Source organism: Micromonospora sp. NPDC003776, assembly GCF_053605645.1.
The window spans coordinates 1-20825 of the sequence record NZ_JBSGJR010000052.1 but is presented as its reverse complement, the minus strand read 5'-3'; the positions used below and the strand labels follow the sequence as shown (position 1 = coordinate 20825).

The 20825-nt window shown below is 72.2% G+C and carries 22 protein-coding genes; 13 read left to right on the top strand and 9 right to left on the bottom strand.

The window, feature by feature from the left end:
- The 5 genes from ACWEVO_RS07525 to ACWEVO_RS07505 all read left to right on the top strand — a co-directional run.
- Positions 1-739 (top strand): NAD(P)/FAD-dependent oxidoreductase (locus tag ACWEVO_RS07525; protein ID WP_452306742.1); only part of this gene is annotated, 739 nt, incomplete at its 5' end.
- Positions 739-1941, top strand: coding sequence for a saccharopine dehydrogenase family protein (locus ACWEVO_RS07520; protein WP_452306741.1), 1203 nt, complete (start codon positions 739-741; stop codon positions 1939-1941). The genes ACWEVO_RS07525 and ACWEVO_RS07520, both read left to right, overlap by 1 nt.
- Complete coding sequence (gene speB, locus ACWEVO_RS07515; protein WP_452306740.1) at positions 1938-2951, top strand: agmatinase; 1014 nt, start codon at positions 1938-1940, stop codon at positions 2949-2951. The genes ACWEVO_RS07520 and speB overlap by 4 nt, the downstream gene beginning before the upstream one ends.
- Positions 2952-2989: 38 nt before the next feature.
- On the top strand, positions 2990-3382 hold the full coding sequence (locus ACWEVO_RS07510; RefSeq protein ID WP_452306739.1) for a type II toxin-antitoxin system RelE/ParE family toxin: 393 nt from the start codon (positions 2990-2992) through the stop codon (positions 3380-3382).
- On the top strand, positions 3379-3690 hold the full coding sequence (locus tag ACWEVO_RS07505) for a helix-turn-helix domain-containing protein (protein ID WP_452306738.1): 312 nt from the start codon (positions 3379-3381) through the stop codon (positions 3688-3690). The genes ACWEVO_RS07510 and ACWEVO_RS07505 overlap by 4 nt, the downstream gene beginning before the upstream one ends.
- A gap of 198 nt (positions 3691-3888) precedes the next feature.
- On the opposite strand, the gene ACWEVO_RS07500 is transcribed toward ACWEVO_RS07505, so the two are convergent.
- From ACWEVO_RS07500 to ACWEVO_RS07490, 3 genes are read right to left on the bottom strand one after another with little or no spacing between them, the layout of a single operon-like run.
- Positions 3889-4233, bottom strand: a complete 345-nt coding sequence (locus ACWEVO_RS07500) for a DUF779 domain-containing protein (RefSeq protein ID WP_452306737.1) — start codon at positions 4231-4233, stop codon at positions 3889-3891.
- Positions 4233-5738: an aldehyde dehydrogenase gene (gene adh / locus ACWEVO_RS07495; protein WP_452306736.1), complete on the bottom strand. Its 1506-nt coding sequence runs from the start codon at positions 5736-5738 to the stop codon at positions 4233-4235. Before adh ends, ACWEVO_RS07500 begins: the two co-directional genes overlap by 1 nt.
- Positions 5739-5779: 41 nt before the next feature.
- On the bottom strand, positions 5780-7063 hold the full coding sequence (locus ACWEVO_RS07490; protein WP_452306735.1) for a GAF domain-containing protein: 1284 nt from the start codon (positions 7061-7063) through the stop codon (positions 5780-5782).
- Between the two features lie 112 nt (positions 7064-7175).
- Between ACWEVO_RS07490 and ACWEVO_RS07485 the strand changes: the two genes are divergently transcribed.
- The gene (locus ACWEVO_RS07485; protein WP_452306734.1) at positions 7176-7415 is read left to right on the top strand and encodes a hypothetical protein; all 240 of its coding nucleotides are present in this window, start codon (positions 7176-7178) and stop codon (positions 7413-7415) included.
- Positions 7416-7497: 82 nt separating this feature from the next.
- Here ACWEVO_RS07485 and ACWEVO_RS07480 read toward each other — a convergent pair whose 3' ends face one another.
- On the bottom strand, positions 7498-9036 hold the full coding sequence (locus ACWEVO_RS07480; protein ID WP_452306733.1) for a hypothetical protein: 1539 nt from the start codon (positions 9034-9036) through the stop codon (positions 7498-7500).
- A 168-nt stretch (positions 9037-9204) separates the two neighbouring features.
- On the opposite strand from ACWEVO_RS07480, the gene ACWEVO_RS07475 reads away from it, so the two are divergent.
- Positions 9205-9891, top strand: coding sequence for a hypothetical protein (locus ACWEVO_RS07475; RefSeq protein ID WP_452306732.1), 687 nt, complete (start codon positions 9205-9207; stop codon positions 9889-9891).
- A 61-nt stretch (positions 9892-9952) separates the two neighbouring features.
- On the opposite strand, the gene ACWEVO_RS07470 is transcribed toward ACWEVO_RS07475, so the two are convergent.
- The 3 genes from ACWEVO_RS07470 to ACWEVO_RS07460 are packed head-to-tail and all read right to left on the bottom strand — an operon-like array spanning position 9953 to position 12257.
- Positions 9953-10942: an ABC transporter permease gene (locus ACWEVO_RS07470; RefSeq protein WP_452306731.1), complete on the bottom strand. Its 990-nt coding sequence runs from the start codon at positions 10940-10942 to the stop codon at positions 9953-9955.
- Entirely contained in the window at positions 10939-11829 is an 891-nt protein-coding gene (locus ACWEVO_RS07465) for an ABC transporter ATP-binding protein (protein WP_452306730.1), read from the bottom strand. The genes ACWEVO_RS07470 and ACWEVO_RS07465 overlap by 4 nt, the downstream gene beginning before the upstream one ends.
- Positions 11830-11840: 11 nt before the next feature.
- Entirely contained in the window at positions 11841-12257 is a 417-nt protein-coding gene (locus tag ACWEVO_RS07460) for a GntR family transcriptional regulator (protein ID WP_452306729.1), read from the bottom strand.
- Positions 12258-12503: 246 nt separating this feature from the next.
- Here ACWEVO_RS07460 and ACWEVO_RS07455 point away from each other — a divergent pair, with 246 nt between their 5' ends.
- Entirely contained in the window at positions 12504-12779 is a 276-nt protein-coding gene (locus tag ACWEVO_RS07455; RefSeq protein ID WP_452306728.1) for a hypothetical protein, read from the top strand.
- A gap of 136 nt (positions 12780-12915) precedes the next feature.
- Here ACWEVO_RS07455 and gabT read toward each other — a convergent pair whose 3' ends face one another.
- Together gabT and ACWEVO_RS07445 are read right to left on the bottom strand one after the other, a co-directional pair.
- A complete protein-coding gene (gene gabT, locus ACWEVO_RS07450; RefSeq protein WP_452306727.1) occupies positions 12916-14184 on the bottom strand; it encodes a 4-aminobutyrate--2-oxoglutarate transaminase in 1269 nt (422 codons plus the stop codon).
- Positions 14185-14187: 3 nt separating this feature from the next.
- Positions 14188-15624 (bottom strand): gamma-aminobutyraldehyde dehydrogenase, encoded by a 1437-nt coding sequence (locus tag ACWEVO_RS07445; protein ID WP_452306726.1) that lies wholly within the window; start codon positions 15622-15624, stop codon positions 14188-14190.
- A 141-nt stretch (positions 15625-15765) separates the two neighbouring features.
- On the opposite strand from ACWEVO_RS07445, the gene ACWEVO_RS07440 reads away from it, so the two are divergent.
- The 5 genes from ACWEVO_RS07440 to tnpB form a co-directional block, all read left to right on the top strand.
- The gene (locus tag ACWEVO_RS07440) at positions 15766-17205 is read left to right on the top strand and encodes an aldehyde dehydrogenase family protein (protein ID WP_452306725.1); all 1440 of its coding nucleotides are present in this window, start codon (positions 15766-15768) and stop codon (positions 17203-17205) included.
- Positions 17206-17845: 640 nt separating this feature from the next.
- Positions 17846-18424, top strand: coding sequence for a DinB family protein (locus ACWEVO_RS07435; protein WP_452306724.1), 579 nt, complete (start codon positions 17846-17848; stop codon positions 18422-18424).
- Between the two features lie 184 nt (positions 18425-18608).
- On the top strand, positions 18609-18785 hold the full coding sequence (locus tag ACWEVO_RS07430; protein ID WP_452306723.1) for a hypothetical protein: 177 nt from the start codon (positions 18609-18611) through the stop codon (positions 18783-18785).
- 176 nt (positions 18786-18961) lie between these two features.
- Entirely contained in the window at positions 18962-19573 is a 612-nt protein-coding gene (gene nfi / locus ACWEVO_RS07425) for a deoxyribonuclease V (protein WP_452306722.1), read from the top strand.
- A gap of 259 nt (positions 19574-19832) precedes the next feature.
- A partial coding sequence (gene tnpB, locus ACWEVO_RS07420; protein WP_452306721.1) for an IS607 family element RNA-guided endonuclease TnpB occupies positions 19833-20825 on the top strand: 993 nt, incomplete at its 3' end.

The window sequence follows — 20825 nt, the reverse complement described above, 5'->3', positions numbered from 1 at the left end:
GCTGCGGGCGACCACGGCCGGCGGCCCCGACGGACCGCCCGGCACCGTCCTGGCCAGGCAGGTGGTGCTGGCCACCAACGCGTTCCCGCCGCTGCTGCGCCGGCTGCGCGCCTGGCTGGTGCCGGTCTACGACTACGCCCTGATGACCGAACCGCTCACGCCGGCCCAGCGCGAGTCGATCGGCTGGACGAACCGGCAGGGGCTGGCCGACACCGGCAACCAGTTCCACTACTACCGGATCACCACCGACGGCCGGATCCTCTTCGGCGGCTACGACGCGGTCTACCACTACGGCAACCGGATGGCCCCGTCGCTCGAGCAGCGCGAGGCCACCTCCACCGCCCTGGCCGCCCATTTCTTCACCACCTTTCCCCAACTGGCGGACCTGACCTTCAGCCACCGCTGGGGTGGCGTCATCGACACCTGCACCCGGTTCTGCCCGTTCTTCGGCACCGCGTACGAGGGACGGCTGGCGTACGCGGCCGGGTTCACCGGGCTGGGCGTCGGGGCGACCCGGTTCGGCGCCCGGGTCATGCTCGACCTGCTCGGCGGCGCGGAGACCCCGCTGACCCGGCTCGACCTGGTCCGCAGCAAGCCGCTGCCGTTCCCGCCGGAACCGTTCCGGGCCACCGGCATCAACCTCACCCGCTGGTCGCTCGCCCGCGCCGACGCGCGGGAGGGGCGACGCAACCTCTGGCTCCGTACTCTCGATCGTCTTGGACTGGGGTTCGATTCCTGATGCGCATCCTGCTCGTCGGCGCCGGCGGCGTCGGCTCCGCCGCCGTCGCCATCGCCGCCCGCCGTTCCTTCTACGAGACCGTCCTGGTCGCCGACTACGACCTGGCCCGCGCCGAGCGGGCGGTCGCCGGGCACGGCGAGCGCTTCGTCGCCGCCCGGCTCGACGCCTCCTCGGCCGACGCGGTCGCCGCGCTCTGCCGCGAGCACCGGATCACCCACGTGCTCAACGCGGTCGACCCGCGCTTCGTCATGCCGATCTTCGACGGGGCCTTCGCCGCCGGGGCCCACTACCTCGACATGGCGATGTCGCTGTCCCGCCCGCACCCGACCACGCCGTACGCGGAGACCGGGGTGAAGCTCGGTGACGAGCAGTTCGCGGCGGCCGCGGCCTGGGCCGACGCCGGCCGGCTCGCGCTCTGCGGCATCGGCGTGGAGCCCGGCCTCTCCGACGTCTTCGCCCGCTACGCCGCCGACGAGCTCTTCACCGAGATCGACGAGATCGGCGTACGCGACGGCGCCAACCTGACCGTCGACGGCTACGACTTCGCCCCCTCGTTCTCCATCTGGACCACCATCGAGGAGTGCCTGAACCCGCCGGTGATCTGGGAGTCCGCGCGGGGCTGGTACACCACCGAGCCGTTCAGCGAGCCGGAGGTGTTCGACTTCCCGGAAGGGATCGGCCCGGTCGAGTGCGTCAACGTGGAGCACGAGGAGGTGCTGCTCATCCCGCGCTGGGTCAAGGCGAAGCGGGTCACCTTCAAGTACGGCCTCGGCGACGAGTTCATCGAGGTGCTGAAGACCCTGCACAAGCTCGGCCTCGACACCACGTCACCGGTGCAGGTGGGCGGCGTCTCGGTCGCTCCCCGCGATGTCGTCGCCGCCAGCCTGCCCGACCCGGCCACCCTCGGCGACCGGATGCGCGGCAAGACCTGCGCCGGCACGTACGTGACCGGCACCGGCACTGACGGCCGGCCCCGGAAGGTCTACCTCTACCACGTGGTCGACAACGAGTGGTCCATGCGGGAGTACGGCCACCAGGCGGTGGTCTGGCAGACCGCGGTCAACCCGGTCGTCGCGCTGGAACTGCTCGCCACCGGCGCCTGGTCCGGCGCCGGCGTGCTCGGCCCGGAGGCGTTCCCGCCGGTACCCTTCCTCGACCTGCTGACCGGCTACGGCTCGCCGTGGGGGATGGAGGAGCGATGACCCGCTACGGCCCGATGTTCGGCCCCGACGTGACGTTCCTCGGGGTGCCGCCATGCACCATCGAGGAGCCGGTGACCTACGCGGACGCCGACGTCGTGATCGTCGGTGCGCCGTTCGACGGCGGCACCTCGCACCGGCCCGGCACCCGGTTCGGTCCGTCCGCCATCCGGCAGGCCTGCTACCTGCCGCACGACGGCTCCCGCCCGTCCCTGGCCATGCGGGTCGACGGCTTGCAGGACCTCTGCGTGTACGACGCCGGTGACGTGGAGATGTTCTCCGGCGACATCGAGCGGTCGCTGGCCGCGCTGGAGTCGGCGGTGCACGCGGTCTCCCGGGCCGGGGCGATCCCGATCGTGCTCGGCGGCGACCACTCCATCGCCCTGCCGGACGCCACCGGGGTGGCCCGGCAGCACGGCTTCGGCCGGGTCTCGTTGGTGCACTTCGACGCCCATGCGGACACCGGGGACATCGAGTTCGGCTCCCTGCACGGGCACGGCCAGCCGATGCGCCGGCTCATCGAGTCCGGCGCGGTACGCGGCGACCGCTTCCTCCAGATCGGCCTGCGCGGCTACTGGCCGGGTCCGGAAACCCTCTCCTGGATGGCCGAGCAGCGGATGCGCTCGTACGAGATGACCGAGATCGTGGCTCGCGGGCTGGATTCCTGCCTCTCGGAGGCGTTCGGGATCGCCACGGACGAGTGCGAGGGGGTGTTCCTCTCCGTCGACGTCGACGTGGTCGACCCCGGCATGGCCCCCGGCACCGGCACCCCCGAGCCGGGCGGGTTCACCTCGCGCCAACTCCTCGACGCGGTGCGCCGGGTCTGCTACGAGCTGCCCGTGGTCGGCGTGGACGTGGTCGAGGTGGCCCCGCCGTACGACCACGCCGACATCACCGCCTACCTCGGCAACCGGGTCGTCCTGGAGGCCCTGTCGGCGATCGCCCGCCGCCGCCGCGACGCCGCCGGCGGCCCACCCTGGAACCCCCACCAACCGCTCCTCGACGCCCGCTGACCCCCTCCCTCAGGTTTAGTTCGGGCTATAGTTGAGGGGTGGGTGCTGCCAAGGGGCGTTGGTCGGTCCGAGTCACCGGTGAGCTCCGCCAGTGGCTACGAGACCTGCGTCGAACCGATCCCGGGTCGTACGAGAGCGTGCGGGTGGCCGTGGACAAGCTGGCGGAGGTCGGGCCGGGGTTGGGACGGCCGCTCGTGGACACGCTCCGGGGCAGCAGTATCAGCAACCTCAAGGAACTTCGGCCCCGGTCGGGGCGGGACGTGGCGATCCGCATTCTCTTCGTCTTCGACCCCTGGTCGCAGGCGGTGCTCTTGGTCGCGGGGAACAAGGCGGGCAGCTGGACTCGCTGGTATCAGCAGAACATCCCGCTGGCGGAGGTCGCGTACAAAACTTGGCTCGACGTTGAGCGCGAGCGAAGGGGGGAGTCGTGACAGAGTTCTACGACTGGGACGAGGTGCGGGCCGACCTCGGCGGTGACGACGCTGCCTACGAGGAGGAGCGGACCCGGACCGAGGCCTGGGTGAACGCCTTCCACCTCGCCGAGGAGCGGAAGCGGCTGGGGCTCACGCAGCGGCAGGTGGCCGAGCTCATGGGCGTCACCCCCGGTCGGGTCAGCCAGATCGAGAACGGTGACCTCGATGTGAACGAGGTGGCCACGCTGGGCCGGTACGCGAACGCGCTCGGCGCGAAGTTGCGGATCATCTTCGACTACGGGGATGACCTCCGCCAGATCGCTTGACTTCCCGCTGCACCAGGGCCGACCCGTCGGAGGGGCGCGACAGCCGGTGATGCTGTTGCCCTCGGGGAATCGTCGTACGGATGCCCCAGGCTCGACCACGACCACGACCACGACCACGACCACGACGGGTACGGCTGCGACGAGTAACGATCGGCGTGACGGACACCGGGGCCCCTGTTGTAGGAGGCCCCGGGCTGGTCAGGCGAGGTGGGATCGGATGAGGAAGCGGAGGCCCTCGGGGGCTTCCAGGGAGAAGCCGCTGCCTCGGCCGGGGACCACGTCGACCGTGAGCCTGGTGTGTTTCCACAGCTCCCACTGGGACTTCGACATCCAGAACTCGACCGGTTCGGGGACGCCGTCCACGGAGAGCGAGGCGAGCAGCACGTCCGACCCGCCGGTACGGAACTCGCCGGCCGGGTAGCACATCGGGGCGCTGCCGTCGCAGCAGCCGCCGGACTGGTGGAACATGAGCGGGCCGTGCGCCTCCCGCAGCGACCGGATCAACTCGGCCGCTGCGGGAGTCAGGCTGACGGGGTCACCCATCAGAAGAAGCCCAGCTTCTTCGGGGAGTAGCTGACCAGCAGGTTCTTGGTCTGCTGGTAGTGCTCCAACATCACCTTGTGGTTCTCCCGGCCGATGCCGGACTGCTTGTACCCGCCGAACGCGGCGTGCGCCGGGTAGGCGTGGTAGCAGTTCGTCCACACCCGGCCGGCCTGGATCGCCCGGCCGGCCCGGTACGCGGTGTTGATGTCCCGCGTCCAGACGCCCGCACCGAGGCCGTAGAGGGTGTCGTTGGCGATCTTGACGGCGTCGTCCAGGTCGGCGAAGGAGGTCACCGAGACCACCGGGCCGAAGATCTCCTCCTGGAAGATCCGCATCGAGTTGTCGCCCTCGAAGATCGTTGGTTCGACGTAGTACCCGCCCGACAGTTCGCCGCCGAGGTCCGCCCGGGCGCCGCCGGTGAGCACCTTCGCGCCCTCCTGCCGGCCGATGTCCAGGTAGGACAGGATCTTCTCCAGTTGGTCGTTGGACGCCTGCGCGCCGATCATCGTCTCGGTGTCCAGCGGGTGCCCCTGCTTGATCTGCTGCGTGCGGGACACCGCGGCGGCGAGGAATTCGGAGTAGTGGCCCTGCTGGATCAGCGCCCGGGACGGGCAGGTGCAGACCTCGCCCTGGTTGAGGGCGAACATGGTGAAGCCTTCCAGGGCCTTGTCCCGGAAGTCATCGGAGAGCGCGCTGACGTCGTCGAAGAAGATGTTCGGGCTCTTGCCGCCCAGTTCCAGCGTGACGGGTTTGATGTTCTCGCTGGCGTACTGCATGATCAGCCGCCCGGTGGTGGTCTCGCCGGTGAACGCCACCTTGGCCACCCGCGGGGAGGAGGCGAGCGGCTTGCCCGCCTCGACGCCGAAGCCGTTGACCACGTTCACCACGCCGGGCGGCAGCAGGTCGGCGACGAGTGAGAGCAGGTAGTGGATCGACGCCGGGGTCTGCTCGGCGGGCTTGAGCACCACCGCGTTGCCGGCGGCGAGCGCCGGGGCCAGCTTCCAGACGGCCATGAGCAGCGGGAAGTTCCACGGGATGATCTGCCCGACCACCCCCAGCGGCTCGTGGAAGTGGTAGGCGACGGTGTCGTCGTCGATCTCGCCGAGCGAGCCCTCCTGGGCCCGGATCGCGCCCGCGAAGTAGCGGAAGTGGTCGATCGCCAGGGGGATGTCGGCGGCCAGGGTCTCCCGTACCGGCTTGCCGTTCTCCCAGGTCTCGGCGATGGCCAGGGATTCCAGGTTCTCCTGCATCCGGTCGGCGATGCGGTTGAGGATCAGCGCCCGGTCGGCGACGGAGGTGCGGCCCCAGGCGTCGGCGGCGCCGTGCGCGGCGTCGAGGGCCTTCTCGACGTCCTCGGCGGTGCCCCGGGCCACCTCGCAGAAGGCCTGCCCGGTCACCGGGCTGGGGTTCTCGAAGTACCGGCCGCCGTGCGGCTTCACGTACTCGCCGCCGATGAAGTGGTCGTAGCGGGATTGCCAGTGGGTGGGGGCGTCGTAGCGCGTCATGGGTACCTCCGCCGTCCGTGGGTGGTGGATGGCGGAGGACGTTAGTTTCCCCGACGTTGCAGCAACGTTGCGCGCGGCAGGTCGTACTCCTGGGCCAGCTGGTGGGCGCGCGCGACGGCGAGGGGCCGGCGGGGCGCGCCCGGCGGCAACGCCCGGGCCAGGGCCTGCCACGCGGTGAGGTCGTCGGCGCCGGCGGGCGTCGCGGTCCAGGCCGCGAGCAGCGCCGGGTCCGCGGTGGCCAGCACGGCCGCGCGTAGCTGCCCGTCGACCAGGCGGCGCAGTCGGGCGACTCCCGGCGCGTCCGACCCGGGCAGCAACGGCCCCGGGTACGCCTGCAGCGCCCCCGCCGGGTCGCCGTGTTCCAGCAGCTGGGTGACGGTACGGAAGTCGGCGCGCACGGTCGCCCGGAGCCGGTACGGGCGGGAGTCGAGCAGCTCCTCGCCGAGTGCCCGGCGCAGCCGGGACAGTTCGGCGCGGAGGGTGACCGGGTGCAGCCGGTCATCGCCGTACAGGTCGATGCCGAGCTGCTCGCCGGAGCGGCCTTCCGGGTGGTCGAGCAGCAGCACCAGCAGCTCGCTGTGCCGGCGGCCGAGCCGGATCCGCCGCCCGCCGATGCGCAGCTCCGCCTCGTCGCGGCCGAGGGCGGCGACGTGCAGCACGTCCGGGTCGGCCGGTGCCGCGCCGGCCAGGAACGCCTCGGCCGCGCGGGCGGTGGCCCGGACCAGCGCGAGGCTCTGCGGGGTGGCCAGGTGGTCGCCGCCGGTGATGTCGACCGCGCCGAGCAGCCGGCCGGTGGTCGGATCGTGGATGGGGGCGGCGGCGCAGGTCCAGCGCTGCACCGGCCGGACGAAGTGCTCGGTGGCGAAGATCTGCACGCTGTGGTCGACGGCGAGGGCGGTGCCGGGGGCGTTGGTGCCGGCGTGGGTCTCGTCCCACCGGGCGCCGGGCACGAAGTTCATCCGCTCGGCGTGCCGGAGCACCCCCGGATGCCCCTCCACCCAGAGCAGCCGCCCGTACGCGTCGCAGACTGCCATCAGGTGCGCGCCGTCCTGGGCGATCCCGCCGAGCAGGTCGCGGAAGAGCGGCAGCACCCGGGCGAGCGGGTGGGCGGCGCGGTAGCTCTCGAGGGCGTCGTCGGCCAGGTCGACCGGGGCGGTGGTCTCCGGGTCGAGCAGCGCGGACCGTTCCCAGGACCGGCGGACCACTTCCCGGACCCGGTCCGCGGTGGCGTGTCCGGCGAGGAACGCCTCGTGGGCGGCGCCGACCTGCGCGATCCGCTCCGCCGGATCGGCGCCGAATTCCAGGGCGAGCCACGGGTCAGCCATGGGCGACCTCCTCGCGCCCATGGTGACCCAGCTCACCCGTGATCGCCAATACCGGTTGCCGGGCGGATCGACGGGCGCCCATCCTGTTCGTCGGCCCGCAGCGGGCGGGCCGGTGCGCACGGAGGGGACGGTCGTGGTGGTCGGGACGCGGGAACGGATGATGGTGCAGCTCCAGTTGGTCAGCGGTGACCGCCACCTGGTCGCCTGGGTGCCCGACGACCGCCGGGTACGGGTCGGTGTCGAGCTGTCGCTGCGCGACCACGCGGAGCCGGAGCGGTTCTGGCGGGTGCTGGCCAAGGGGGAGCCACGGCCGGCCGTAGCCATCAAGCGCGGCTGGCAGAACGACATCTGAGCTCTGCGGGCCCGGCCGCGACCGATGGGTCGACCGGTCCGGGTGGGCGCACCTTCACCACCCGGACCGGTCGGCAGGGCGCTCAGCCCAGCCCGTTGACCGACGGAGTCCGCTCGCAGCATCTGGGCAGCGGGCCCCGGATCAGTCCGTAGCGGGCCGCCAGGAAGGCGGCGTCGCTGAGCGTGTCGTTCCCGGTCACCCCGGCAACCACGAGCCGCCGGCCGAACTGGAGCGCGACGGACGAGGCGGCGGAGATCGTTCCGGCCGCGGTGACAGTGCGGCCGTCGGTGCCGAAGCTCTGGTCCAGTTCGCCGTTCGGCAGGTAGCCGGCCAGCGCGACATTCGGGAACGCCTGGCCGACCGCGACGAGCCGGCCGCCCGGTCGGAGCAGCACCCCGTTCGCGCCCGCTCTGCCCTCGAAATCGGTGCGCACCCGGCCGGTGCCGTCCCCGAACGTCCGGTCGAGTGCGCCCTCGGGACGGAACCGCATCAGTCCGAAGCCGCTCGAGTCGTTGAGGTTGCCGGTGACGCCCGCCGCGATGATCCGTCCCGCCGGGTCCAGGACCAGGTCGTTGAGGCCGTTGATGCCGGCGCCCGGGAAGCGTTCCAGCACCCTCCCGGCGATGCCGAAGCTGGGATCCAGTCGTCCCTGTTCGGTGAGGCGGGCCAGCGCGAACCAGCTGACCCCGAAGTTGGCGACGCCGCCGAGCACGATCCGACCGTTCCGCTGCACACCGAGGGCGAAGGCACCGGCGTCGTTGCCGGGCATCGGCACGATCGTCCAGCCGCCGGTGCCGAAGCTCGGGTCCAGCCGGCCGTCGGGCAGGAACCGGGCGGCGGCGAAGCCGGGGTTGCCCTGGGCGTCGTTCGCCCCACCGGCGGCCAGGATCCGTCCGTCGGGGAGGACGACCACGTCGTTCGCGCCGCCCTGACGGAGCGGGCCGACCGGTGCCACCGTGATGCCGCCAACCCCGAACCGCCGGTCCAGTTGGCCGTCGGGCCGGTAGCGGGCCACCGCGAAGCCGTACTGGTCGGGCCCGAGGCCGGCGGTGCCGACCACCACCAGATCGCCCCTCGGGGTGAGCGCGACCGCCCGCGCGCCACCGCCGCCAACCGGCGGCAGCGGGGTGACCACCCGGCCGTTCTCGCCGAACCCGGTGTCCAGCGTGCCGTCGCAGCGGTACCTGGCCAGCAGGAAATCCGGGCTTTCGCCGTTCTGGTCACCACCGACCGCGACGATCGAGCCGTCCGGTAGGACCGCCAGATCGTTGGCCTGCACCGCCCGGTCGGCGAACCGGGTGACCGCGACGCCCCGGATGCCGAAGGTCGGGTCGAGCTGGCCCGGCCCGGCGGCCCGGCCGGGCGGCACCTGCCCGTACGGGTCGGCCGTGCTGCGGGGCACGTCGGCCGGGAGCACCGGCACCTGCTGCTGCTCGCGGAGGAGGGACAGGAGGTCGGGCGGAGTGGTGGGAGTGGGCGTTGTGGTGGCGATCGGCTGCACCGCCGCGGCGGCGGAGGTCGGCCGGGTGACCGACGTGGCGCAGCCGGCCGTTACCGCCATGGTGGCGAGCAGCGCCAGGCCGGCGAGGCTCAGGCGCGAACGACAACGGGAAGACGTCATGGAACACCTCTGTCGGTGAAGGAGCCGCAGAGTCCCATCAGACGCGACAAACGGTCTGGAAGCGGATAAAACTCGGAATTGTTCACCGGTCGGCATAGCGGTGAACGAGCAGCGCTCCCACGCCGTACCAGTCGGCGAAGTCAGGCCGACGGACGACGGGAGTTTGCGGTGTGGGTGCAGCGGAAGCACGTACTGGCGGGTGGGGTGGCGGCGGTCGCCGCGGCGGCGGTGGCGCTCGGCACGGGTCTCGGTTTCGCCGACACCACGCCAGCCCGGGCGAGCGTGTGCCAGGGGCCGGTGACCTTCTCGGCGGAGGGCGGGGCACCGGCGGCGACCAGTGACCGGTTCCCGGTGGGCACCCGGCTGCGGGTGACCAACCTGGACAACCGCCGGGCGGTGACGGTGACGGTGACCGGCCCGTCGGGCAGTTGCGTGCTGCTCAACGCGGCCGCGATGGACCTGGTCCGGGAGCCGGGCAGGAACGTGATCCGGCGCAACGTGGTGGAGCGGCTCGACGGACCGGCGACCCAGCCGGCCAGGCCGGGTGCCGGCGAGACCCGGCCCGGCAACGCCCAGCCGGGCGCCCCTGCTCGGCCGGGCGGTGCGGCCGGCCGGACGGTGTGCGGCGGTCCGATCACGTTCTCGGGCGAGGCCGGCGCTCCGGCGGCGACCAGCGGCCAGTTCCCCGCGGGTACCCGGTTGCGGGTGACCAACCTGGACAACGGCAAGGCCGTGACGGTGACCGTGACCGGCCCCTCAGGCAGCTGCGTCCTGCTCAACGCGGCCGCGATGGACCTCATCCGCGAGCCCGGCAAGAACCTGGTTCGCCGCAACGTGGTGGAACTGCTCGGCTGAGCCGTGGAACACCATGGCGGTCTCCGGATTCGGTGACCGCCATGGTGTTGCACCGCACGGTTCAGGCGATGCGGCGGACGCGGCGCAGGGCCAGGTAGAGCAGGAGCGCGGCAAGGGCGACGAAGATGCCGGTCTCGATCCACTGGAACAGCCAGAACCGGTCCCCCGGCTGGTACAGCTCCCAGTTGTAGGCACCGGGCTGGGCACCGAGTTCGGACCCGCAGCGGCCGCCATTCGGTCCCTGGCCGCCCGGCGGACACATGATCCGGGTGTCGGCCGCCACCATCTCCCCGTCCGGGTTGCGCACGCCGCTGGCGAGGACCCAGTTGCCCCGGTCCGCCTGCAGGGGTTCCGCCCCCTCGATCGGGAAGGTGAGGGTGCGAGCGGGCTGGTAGTGCGGTCTGGCCAGGATCGCCACCGCCGCCCGGACCCCGATGAACGCGGCCAGCGTGACCCCCATGGCGGGCAGCATCCGACGCCAGAGGGTGCCGGCGAAGATGCCGAGCGCCACCGCGAAGAGGGTGTAGCCGATCGGGGTGATGCCCTGCAGGTCGAAGACGATGGGGCCGAGGCGGCCCTCGTGCGCGGCCTGGGTCAGCGGGCTGACCCACCAGGCCATGCCCAGTCCGTAGCCGATCGCCAGGGTCACCGTGACCGCGACGGCCAGGCCGAACTTCACCAGGGCCCACCGCGTCCGGCCGACGCCCTGCGTCCAGGCGAACCGGTGCGTGCCCTGCTCCACCTCCCGGGCGACCAGCGGGGCGCCCCAGAACAGACCGACGAGCGCCGGCAGGACGATGAGCAGGACGGCCACCAGGTTCAGGCTGGCGTACCGGTTGGTGAACTGGCGGAACGCCGAGTCGCAGCCGTTCGCGGTGACCGGATCGACCGTCGAACGCGCCAGCTTGTCGACGCAGTCCGGCAGCCCGAGCTCGGTGAAGCTGTGCCGCATCGACAGGCCGATCGGGATCATCAGGGCCGCCAGCGCGGCGAAGCCGAGAAGGGTGAAGAGCAGCTGCTTGCGGTGCTGCCGCCAGGCCAGCCAGGTCATGCCGGCACCTCCCAGGCCGCGTGGCTCGTGGTGGTTACACCCTCGGCGAGGTACGCCAGCACGAGGTCCTCCAGGGTCACGTCGTGCACCGTCCATTCCGGAGAAAGGGCATCACCGCTCGTGCGGACCAGCAGTGTCGACTGCCGGGCGGTGTGGCTCGCCCGGACCACCGTGTCGACCCCCTCGATCGGCTCGCCGCCGTGCCGGGGACCGACCAGCTGCCGGTGTGCGGCGACCAGGTCGTCGACCGCGCCCGCCAGGTGCACCCGGGCGGCCTGCAGCACGACCAGGTAGTCGCAGACCCGTTCCAGGTCGGCCAGCAGGTGCGAGGAGAGCAGCACGGTCGTCTCGGAGTCGGCGACGCTGCCCATCAGCGACTGCAGGAACTCCCGGCGCGCCAGCGGATCCAGGCTGGCGACCGGTTCGTCGAGGAGCAGCAGCCGGGGCCGCTTCGCGAGTGCGAGCGCCAGCGCGACCTGCGCCCGCTGGCCGCCGGACAGCTTTCCGACGGGCAGCTTCGGCGGGATGCCCAGCTGGGCCAGCCGGTTCCGGGCGAGCGCCCCGTCCCAGCGCTTGTTCATCCGGCGGCCCAGCTCCACCAGCTCGGCCGCGGTGAAGTCGCGGTAGAGCGGGGTGTCCTGGGCGACGAAACCGACCTCGGGCAGCACCGACGGGGTGGCGTACGGCGTCTCGCCGAAGATCCGCACTGAGCCGGCGTCCGGCCGCAGCAGGCCGACCGCCAGGTGCAGCAGCGTGCTCTTGCCGGCACCGTTGGGTCCGACGAGGGCGGCGATCCGCCCGGCGGGCAGGCGCAGCGAGCAGTCCCGCAGCGCCCAGGTTCTGCCGTACCGTTTGCCGAGCTGCTCGGCCTCCAACGCGATCTCCATCAGCTGTCCTCTCATCCTGCTGAGGCGGGTTGGGCGCGCGCCGTCTCGGCGGCGAGCGCGGCCCGCATGGTGGTCTCGACCAGGGCGGTGACGTCTTCCGGGGTGAGTCCCGCGGCGCGGGCACGGTGTAGCCAGGCCACGAGCTCCTCGCGGAGTTCGGCCTGATCGGCCAACGCCGAACCGGCGACGGTCCGGCGGACGAAGGTACCCACGCCGGGGCGGCCCTCGACCAGACCTTCGATCTCCAGTTCGCGGTACGCCTTCAGCACTGTGTTCGGGTTGATGGCCAGCGACTGCGCGACGTCGCGGACCTTCGGCAACTGGTCGCCGGGCGTCAGCAGCCCCACTCGCAGGGCCTGTTTGACCTGCTGGATCAGCTGCACATAGGTGTTCACCTTGGACCGGCCGTCCAGTACGAACTCGATCACACGACGCCCTTCTATTGTCCTACGACAGTAGGACTATAGAACAGGACTGGGACGCACGGGACCCCTGTGGAGGATCGGACGTGTCGGAGGGAGGCCGTGATGTGTCGGCCTGAGCGTCCTGACCGACTACTTACGGCGAGCCGAGCAGGCGCTGGCCGCCGGCGATACCGGGCCTGTCGAAGAGTCGGCCCCGTTCCGGTGCAGGTTCCTCGAGCCGGCGGTGCCGGTCGGCATGCTGTGGCGGCGATGCCGCCCTCGTGCCGCTGCTGGCCGGCTTCCCGGCACGGCGACCTCAACCTGGCGGCGCCGGACTTCTCGACCGATGAGGCGCGGGTCGACGGCGACGACGAGGGCCTGCCTGCTCCGGCTCAAGCCGGCGTTCGTCGGCGAGCGTGCCGCGCGTCCGGGACGAGCGCCGACGACGTCGCCGCGGTGTGGCGGACCGCCGAGGAGCGGAGGGGTGGGCTGGCCGAGGAGCTCGTCGCCGAGACCGTGGGGGAGTTGCGGCGCATGGCTCGGTAGGCGTTTGCCCACGGCGTCGCCGCGTACTGCCGGGATCTGCCGCTGGGCAGGGGGACCGGACGGTGGGTGGAACACCATGGGCGGCACCTGGGGGAGATCGACGCCCATGGTGTTCCACGACCGGGGCTGACCGGGGTCAGCCGAAGGCGGCCTCCAGGATGTCCAGGCCACGGGCCAGCTCGTCGTCGGAGATGACGAGCGGGGGCAGGAAGCGCAGCACGTTGCCGTACGTGCCGCAGGTGAGGGTGAGCAGGCCGGCGGCGTGGCACGCCGCCGAGATCGCCGCGGTGGCGGCCGGGTCCGGGATGACGGTGCCCGGCTGCACGATCTCCACGGCGAGCATCGCGCCGCGGCCGCGTACCTCCGCGATGCGCGGGTCGCGGGCGGCGACGGCCCGCAGCCGGTCGCCCATCACCTGACCGATCCGCCGGGCGGCAGCGGCCAGGTCCAGCTCGTGCATGGTCTCGATGGCCGCGAGGGCGGCCGCGCAGGCGATCGGGTTACCCCCGTACGTGCCGCCGAGGCCGCCGACATGCACCGCGTCCATCAGCTCCGCCCGGCCGGTCACCGCCGCCAGGGGCAGGCCCCCGGCCATGCCCTTGGCCAGGGTGACCAGGTCCGGTTCCACGCCCTCGTGCTGACAGGCGAACCAGTCGCCGGTGCGGCAGAAGCCGGTCTGGATCTCGTCGGCGACGAACACCACCCCGGCCGCCGTCGCCCACTCGCGCAGCGCCGGCAGGAAGCCCTCGGCCGGTACGACGAAGCCGCCCTCGCCCTGGATCGGCTCGATCAGCAGCGCGGCCACGTTCTCCGCGCCCACCTGCTTCTCCACCATCTCGATCGCCCGCGCCGCCGCGGTCGCGCCGTCCAGCCCGCCGTCGCGCAGCGGGTACGACATCGGCACCCGGTAGATCTCCCCGGCGAACGGCCCGAACCGGTGCTTGTACGGCATGTTCTTCGCGGTCAGCGCCATGGTCAGGTTGGTCCGGCCGTGGTACGCGTGGTCGAAGACCACCACGGCCGGACGCCCGGTGGCGTGCCGCGCGATCTTGACGGCATTCTCCACCGCCTCGGCGCCGGAGTTGAACAATGCCGAGCGCTTCTCGAAGCTCCCCGGAGTCAGCGCGTTGAGCTGCTCGCAGACCGCCACGTACGACTCGTACGGGGCGACCATGAAGCAGGTGTGGGTGAAGCGCTCGACCTGCGCGCGTACCGCCTCGACCACCCGGGGGGCGGAGTTGCCGACGTTGGTCACCGCGATGCCGGCGGCGAAGTCGATCCACTCCCGCCCGTCGACGTCGGTGATGGTGCCCCCGCCCGCGCGGTCCACGTACGCGGTGATGGTGCTCCCGACGCCCCGGGCGACCGCCGCCCCGCGCCGCTTGTGCAGTTCCTCGCTCGACAAAGCTCAGCCCTCGATGTTGTGCATGACGTGCTTGATCCGGGTGTAGTCCTCCAGGCTGTAGACCGAGAGGTCCTTGCCGTGTCCGGAGTGCTTGAAGCCGCCGTGCGGCATCTCGGAAACGAACGGGATGTGGGTGTTCACCCAGACGCAGCCGAAGTCGAGCCGGCGGGTCATCCGCATCGCCCGGCCGTGGTCCTTCGTCCAGACCGAGGCGGAGAGGCCGTAGTCCACGCCGTTGGCCCAGCGCACCGCCTCGTCCTCGTCGGAGAACCGCTGCACGGTGATGACCGGGCCGAACACCTCGTCCTGGATGATCTCGTCCTGCTGCCGAACGCCGGAGACCACGGTCGGCGCGTAGAAGTAGCCCCGCTCGCCGAGCTGCGAGCCGCCGGTCTCGACGCTCGCGTGGTCCGGCAGCCGGTCGACGAATCCGCGCACCCGCGAGAGCTGGTTGGCGTTGTTCAGCGGGCCGTAGAGCACGTCCTCGTCGTCCGGCGCGCCGGTCTTCGTGTTCCGGGCCTGCTCGGCGAGCGCGGCCACGAAGTCGTCGTAGATGCCGGGGCCGGCGAGCACCCGGGTGGCGGCGGTGCAGTCCTGGCCGGCGTTGAAGTAGCCGCCGACGGCGATCGCCTCGGCCGCCGCCGCGATGTCCGCGTCGTCGAAGATCACGACTGGGGCCTTGCCGCCCAGCTCCAGGTGCGTCCGCTTCAGGTCGGGTGCGGCCGCGGTGGCGACCTCCATGCCGGCCCGAGTCGAGCCGGTGATCGAGACTAACTGCGGCGTCGGGTGGGCGACCAGGGCGCGGCCGGTGTCCCGGTCGCCGCAGACCACGTTGAACACGCCCGGCGGAAGGAACTCCGACGCGATCTCCGCCAGCAGCAGCGTCGACACCGGCGTGGTGTCCGACGGCTTGAGCACCACCGTGTTGCCGGCCGCGAGGGCCGGCGCGATCTTCCAGACCGCCATCATCAGCGGGTAGTTCCACGGGGTGACCTGGGCGCAGACGCCGATCGGCTCACGCCGCACGTACGAGGTGTGCCCGGCCATGTACTCGCCGGCCGAGCGCCCCTCCAGCAGGCGGGCCGCGCCGGCGAAGAAGCGGAACTGGTCCACTGCCGGCGGCAGCTCCTCGTCGGCGGTGAGCTGGCGGGGCTTACCGGTGTTGCGTACCTCGGCGTCGACCAGCTCGGCCGCCCGGGCCTCCACCGCGTCGGCGAGCTTGAGCAGGGCCTTCTGCCGCTCCCCGGGGGTGGCGTCGCGCCAGCCCTCGAACGCGGCGGATGCGGCCTTCATCGCCGCGTCCACGTCCGCCGCCCCGGACACCGGCGCCTGGGCGAACACCTCGCCCGTACAGGGGTCGATCAGGTCGGCGTAGCCGCCGTCCACCGGGTCGACGTACTCGCCGTTGACAAAGTTGCGCAGCTGCTGCTGATCGCTCATCAAAAGTCTCCGAGGGGTGGCCGGGGGAAGAGTCAGCGGAGGTTATCGCAATCTGACTGCCATCTTGGCTACTGAATTCGCGGCAGACAAGGCCTTGAGCAACTGTTTCCGCGCGAGCTCGGGTGGTCTACGCTGCCGGACGTGGAGCCCAGAGCCTTCTACGTCGCCGGCCGCCCCACCCACGGTGCGGGCGAACTGACCGTCACCCACCCCTACGACGGGCGCACGGTGGGCCGTACCACCCTCGCCACGCCCGACCAGGTCGAAGCCGCCGTCGCGGCAGCCGCCCGGGTGGCCGCGGAGGGCGCGGCCCTGCCCGCGCACGTCCGCGCCGCCGCCCTCGACCACGTCTCCCGCCGGCTCGCCGAACGGGCCGACGAGGTCGCCGCGCTGATCACCGCCGAGAACGGCAAGCCGGTCAAGTGGGCGAAGGCCGAGGTCGGCCGGGCCGTCTCCACCTTCCGCTGGGCGGCCGAGGAGGCTCGGCGCTTCTCCGGCGAGCTGCAACGCCTGGACACCGATCCGGCCGCCACCGGCCGGATCGCCCTGGTCCGGCGGGTGCCCCGCGGCCCCGTGCTGGGCATCGCCCCGTTCAACTTCCCGCTGAACCTGGTCGCGCACAAGGTCGCCCCGGCCATCGCCGTCGGCGCGCCCATCATCGTCAAGCCCGCCCCGGCCACCCCGCTCTCCGCGCTGCTGCTCGGCGAGATCCTCGCCGAGACCGCGCTCCCCGAGGGGATGTTCTCGGTCCTGCCGCTGCCCAACGAACGTGCCGCCGAACTGGTCGCCGACCCGCGGCTGCCGGTGGTGTCGTTCACCGGCTCCGGGCCGGTCGGCGCGGCCATCCGCCGGGCCGCCCCTGACAAGCACGTCACCCTGGAACTCGGCGGCAACGCCGCGGCGGTGATCTGCGCAGACTGGTCCTCCGATGAGGACCTCACCTTCGCCGCTCACCGCATCGCCACCTTCTCCAACTACCAGGCCGGCCAGTCGTGCATTGCCGTGCAGCGGGTCTACGTGCACGAATGGCTCTACGACGGGTTTCTGCCTCGGCTGGTCGCCGCCGTGCAGGAACTGCGCGCCGGCGACCCCGCCTCCGAGTTGACCGACGTCGGGCCGCTGGTCTCCGTGGAGGCCGCGGAACGGGTCGAGGCCTGGGTGGACGAGGCGGTCGCTGCCGGCGGCACCATCGAGGTCGGCGGACGCCGGGAGGGGGCCACCTACCCGCCGACCGTGCTGTCCGGGGTGCCGGCGGACGCCAAGGTCTGCCGGGAGGAGGTCTTCGGGCCGGTGCTGGTGGTCGCCCCGGTCGCCGACGACGAGGCCGCGTTCGCCGCCGTCAACGACTCCGCGTACGGGCTGCAGGCCGGCGTGTTCACCCATCGACTGGACGTCGCGTTCACCGCCGCCCAGACCCTGGAGGTCGGCGGGGTGATAGTCGGCGACGTGCCGTCGTACCGGGCCGACCAGATGCCGTACGGCGGGGTGAAGGGCTCCGGCGTCGGCCGGGAAGGGCTGCGCAGCGCGATGGACGACTACACCGAGCAGCGGGTGATGGTGCTGACCGGCCTGGCGCTGTAGCCACGCCGTCCGGCGGGCCAGCCTGGCCCGCCGGCGCCGCAGCGCCCTGCCCGACCGTGTTCTACCAGGACGCCGCCCGGCCACTCGGCGGTTGACCCCCTCACCAGGTCCCGTCGTCGGGTACCCGGGCGGGAGCCCGGCCGAGCAGCGCGGTGGTGAGGGCCGCGCCGATGTCCGGGCCGAGAACCACTCGCCGGCCTGGTCCAGCGCGAAGATCCCTACGCCCGAGGGTGGGCTGACGGCTTGGCGCTTGGACCGGACAACGGGCGGCTGGAGGCCGGCCAATGACATCGTGGACGAGATCCTCTTCGCCATGGGCGGCGACATCTTCGTGCCCACAGCGGAGCAGTTCGTCCAGCGGACCCGAGGAAGAACGGGGGCACGATCTCAAGGGCGACGGGGCGATATTCGCTCTCTACGAGACGGTCAAGGCGACTGAGGACGTCGCTATCGCCGAGGGGCGCCCATACACGGTCGAAGAAGCGGCGCTGATCGCCGGCATCCGGCGGAGGACGTACGTGATGTTTGAGAGCAGTTGCAGCAGGCGGGCGACCGGCGCGACCATCGCCTCCAGCCCCTCCTGATCACGGACGGCCAGAAATGCGTTGCGGGTGGCGGACCCGGGGACAAGGGTCCTGGCATGGCTGATGCGACTACCAGCGGGGAGAACCAACAGCGCCGTTTCGGCTGGGAGAACATGTTCCTCCACCCTGACGACGACCCGCGGTCCGAAGGCGGGTTCGACGACGAGTCGAGCATCCTGGTCAACTACCTCCGAGACCAGCGCCTCACGCTGGAGCTCAAGTGCGCGGACCTCGACGCGGAGCAGTTGGCGCGTCGCGCCGTACCGCCGTCGACGATGTCCCTGCTGGGGCTGGTCCGGCACCTCGCCGAGGTGGAGCGGGGCTGGTTCCGCCGCACGATGGCCGGCGAGGACGCGCCCCGGATCTGGCGCACCGAGGCGGACCCGGACGCCGACTTCGACGGCGCCGTGGCCGACCCGGCGGTGGTCGAGGAGGCGTGGGCGACCTGGCGGGCGGAGGTCCAGTACGCCGATCGGTTCGTCGCCGAGGCCGCGGACCTGGGCGCCAAGGGACACCGGGGCGACCTGACGATCTCGCTGCGCGAGCTGCTGGTTCACATGATCGAGGAGTACGCGCGGCACAACGGCCACGCCGACCTGCTGCGTGAGCGGATCGACGGGCGGATCGGGCAGTGAACGACCGCCGGGGTCGGCAACGGGCGTGCCGGCACACTTTCCGGTACCGCACCCCCGACCTGGACGAAGCTCACGGATGACAGGCAGAGTCACGGCTACCGCCGGAAGCGCCGACGTGCACGTCGGGGGGACGCGGGCCCGGAGAGCGGGCGTGCGGGGGCGGGTCGCTGGCTACGGTGAGCGGGTGACGAGTTCGCCGAACCTGCACCTGGCCCTGATCTGGGTGGCGGGGATCCTGCTCGGCCTGGTGATCGGGTGGCTGACCATCGGTGGGGCCGCCGGGATCGCGCTGGGCATCGGCCTCGGGGTGGTCTTCGGGATCGCGTTCGCTCAGGCCGGCCGGCGGTCCGGCCGGAGGTGACGCCCCGACAGCCGGCAGCCCCGCAACAACCAGCGCCGGAACAGGCAGCGCCAAAGCAGGCAGCCGCAGGACAGACAGCGCCGGGACAGGCAACCTCAGACCAGGCAGCCGCCGGAGTACGCCACGTCCCGCCCGCCGACATCGCGGAGGCGCTGCGCGTACAGGAGGAGTTGCGGGTGCGGGTGGACCTGGTCGGGCCGGGCCCGACCGCGCCCGCGACGGTGGCCGGCCTGGACGTGGCGTACTCGGAAAGCGGTGACCGGCTGGCTGCGGCCGTGACGGTGCTCGACGCCGCCACCCTGGCAGTGGTGGACGAGGCGGTGAGCGTGGGCCGCCCCGCCTTCGGGTACGTGCCGGGGCTGTTCGCCTTCCGCGAGCTGCCCGCGCTGCTGGACGCCCTGGACCGGCTGGCCGTCCGACCCGACCTGATGGTCTGCGACGGGCACGGGCTGGCGCACCCGCGCCGGTTCGGGTTGGCCTGCCATCTCGGTGTGGTCACCGGCCTGCCCGCGATCGGGGTCGGGAAGACGCCGCTGGTCGGCACGTGGGTGGAGCCGGGGCCGCGCCGGGGCGACGGGAGCCCGCTGCGGGACGGCGGCGAGGTGGTCGGCCGGGTGCTGCGTACCCGGGACGGGGTCAAGCCGGTGTTCGTCAGCGTCGGGCACCGGATCAGCCTGGACAACGCGGTGGACCGGGTGCTGGCGTTGACGCCGCGGTACCGGCTGCCGGAGACCACCCGGACCGCCGACCGGCTGTGCCGCCGGGCCCTGGCCGCCGCCCCTGCCTGACCGGCCGCGACGCCGCCCGCGCGGAAGGCGGCCGGAGCGGCTCCGCCGGGAGGTGCGAGCGCCGGAGCGACCCGGCGGGGCGCGCAGGAGTGCTGAAGCGGACACCCGGGCCTGCGTCGACCGTGGACGGGGGTGTCAACTGCTGCCGAGGGAGTGTTTTGTAGGCGGCAGAGACGTGTTCTGCTGCGGTGTTTGGGCGAGGGGCTGCGGGTGTGTCGTACCCGTCGCCAACACTGATCCCGAAGGGGGGTGAGTGGGGGTGGGTGTGCGCAGTGTGCAGGCGTATCGTTTTGCGCTCGATCTGACCCCGGCTCAGGAGCGGGCGGTGCTGGCGCATGCGGGCGCGGCGAGGGTGGCGTACAACTGGGCTCTGGCCAGGGTGAAGGCGGTCATGGACCAGCGTGCCGCGGAACGCTCCTACGGCACGCCTGAGGAGCTGCTGACCCCGGCCCTCGGGTGGAATCTCGCGGCCTTGCGTAAGGCGTGGAACCAGGCGAAGTCGGATGTGGCGCCGTGGTGGCCGGAGTGCTCGAAGGAGGCGTTCAACACCGGCCTGGACAACCTGGCCCGCGGGTTGAAGAACTGGTCGGACTCCCGGGCAGGCAAGCGGGCCGGTCGGCGAGTCGGGTTCCCGCGGTTCAAGTCCCGTCGTCGCAGCACGCCGAGTGTTCGGTTCACCACGGGTGCGATCCGGGTGGAGCCGGACCGTAAGCATGTGGTGCTGCCCCGGCTGGGCCGGCTCAAGCTGCACGAGTCCGCCCGCAAGCTCGCCCGCCGCTTGGAGGCGGGCACGGCTCGGATCCTGTCCGCGACCGTACGCCGTGACGGCGGGCGGTGGCATGTCGCGTTCTGCGTCGAAATCGAGCGGGCCGAGCGCACCCCGACGCGCCCGCACGCGGTGGTCGGTGTCGATGTGGGGATCACCCACCTGGCGGTCTTGTCCACTGGCGAGATGGTGCCCAACCCGAGGCATCTGGACGAGGCGGCGCAGCGGATGCGGCGGCTGTCCCGGCGGCTGTCCCGGCGTGTCGGCCCGGACCGGCGCACCGGCCGGCGGCCCTCACGTCGGTGGGAACGCGCCCGCCGGCAGGTCGCTGCAGCGCATGCGCGGGTGGCGAACTTGCGGCGTGACGGCCTGCACAAGCTGACTACCGGGTTGGCCCGCGAGTACGGCACGATCGTGGTCGAAGACCTCCACGTGGCCGGCATGCTGGCCAACCGGCGGCTGGCCCGGCAGGTCGCGGATGCCGGC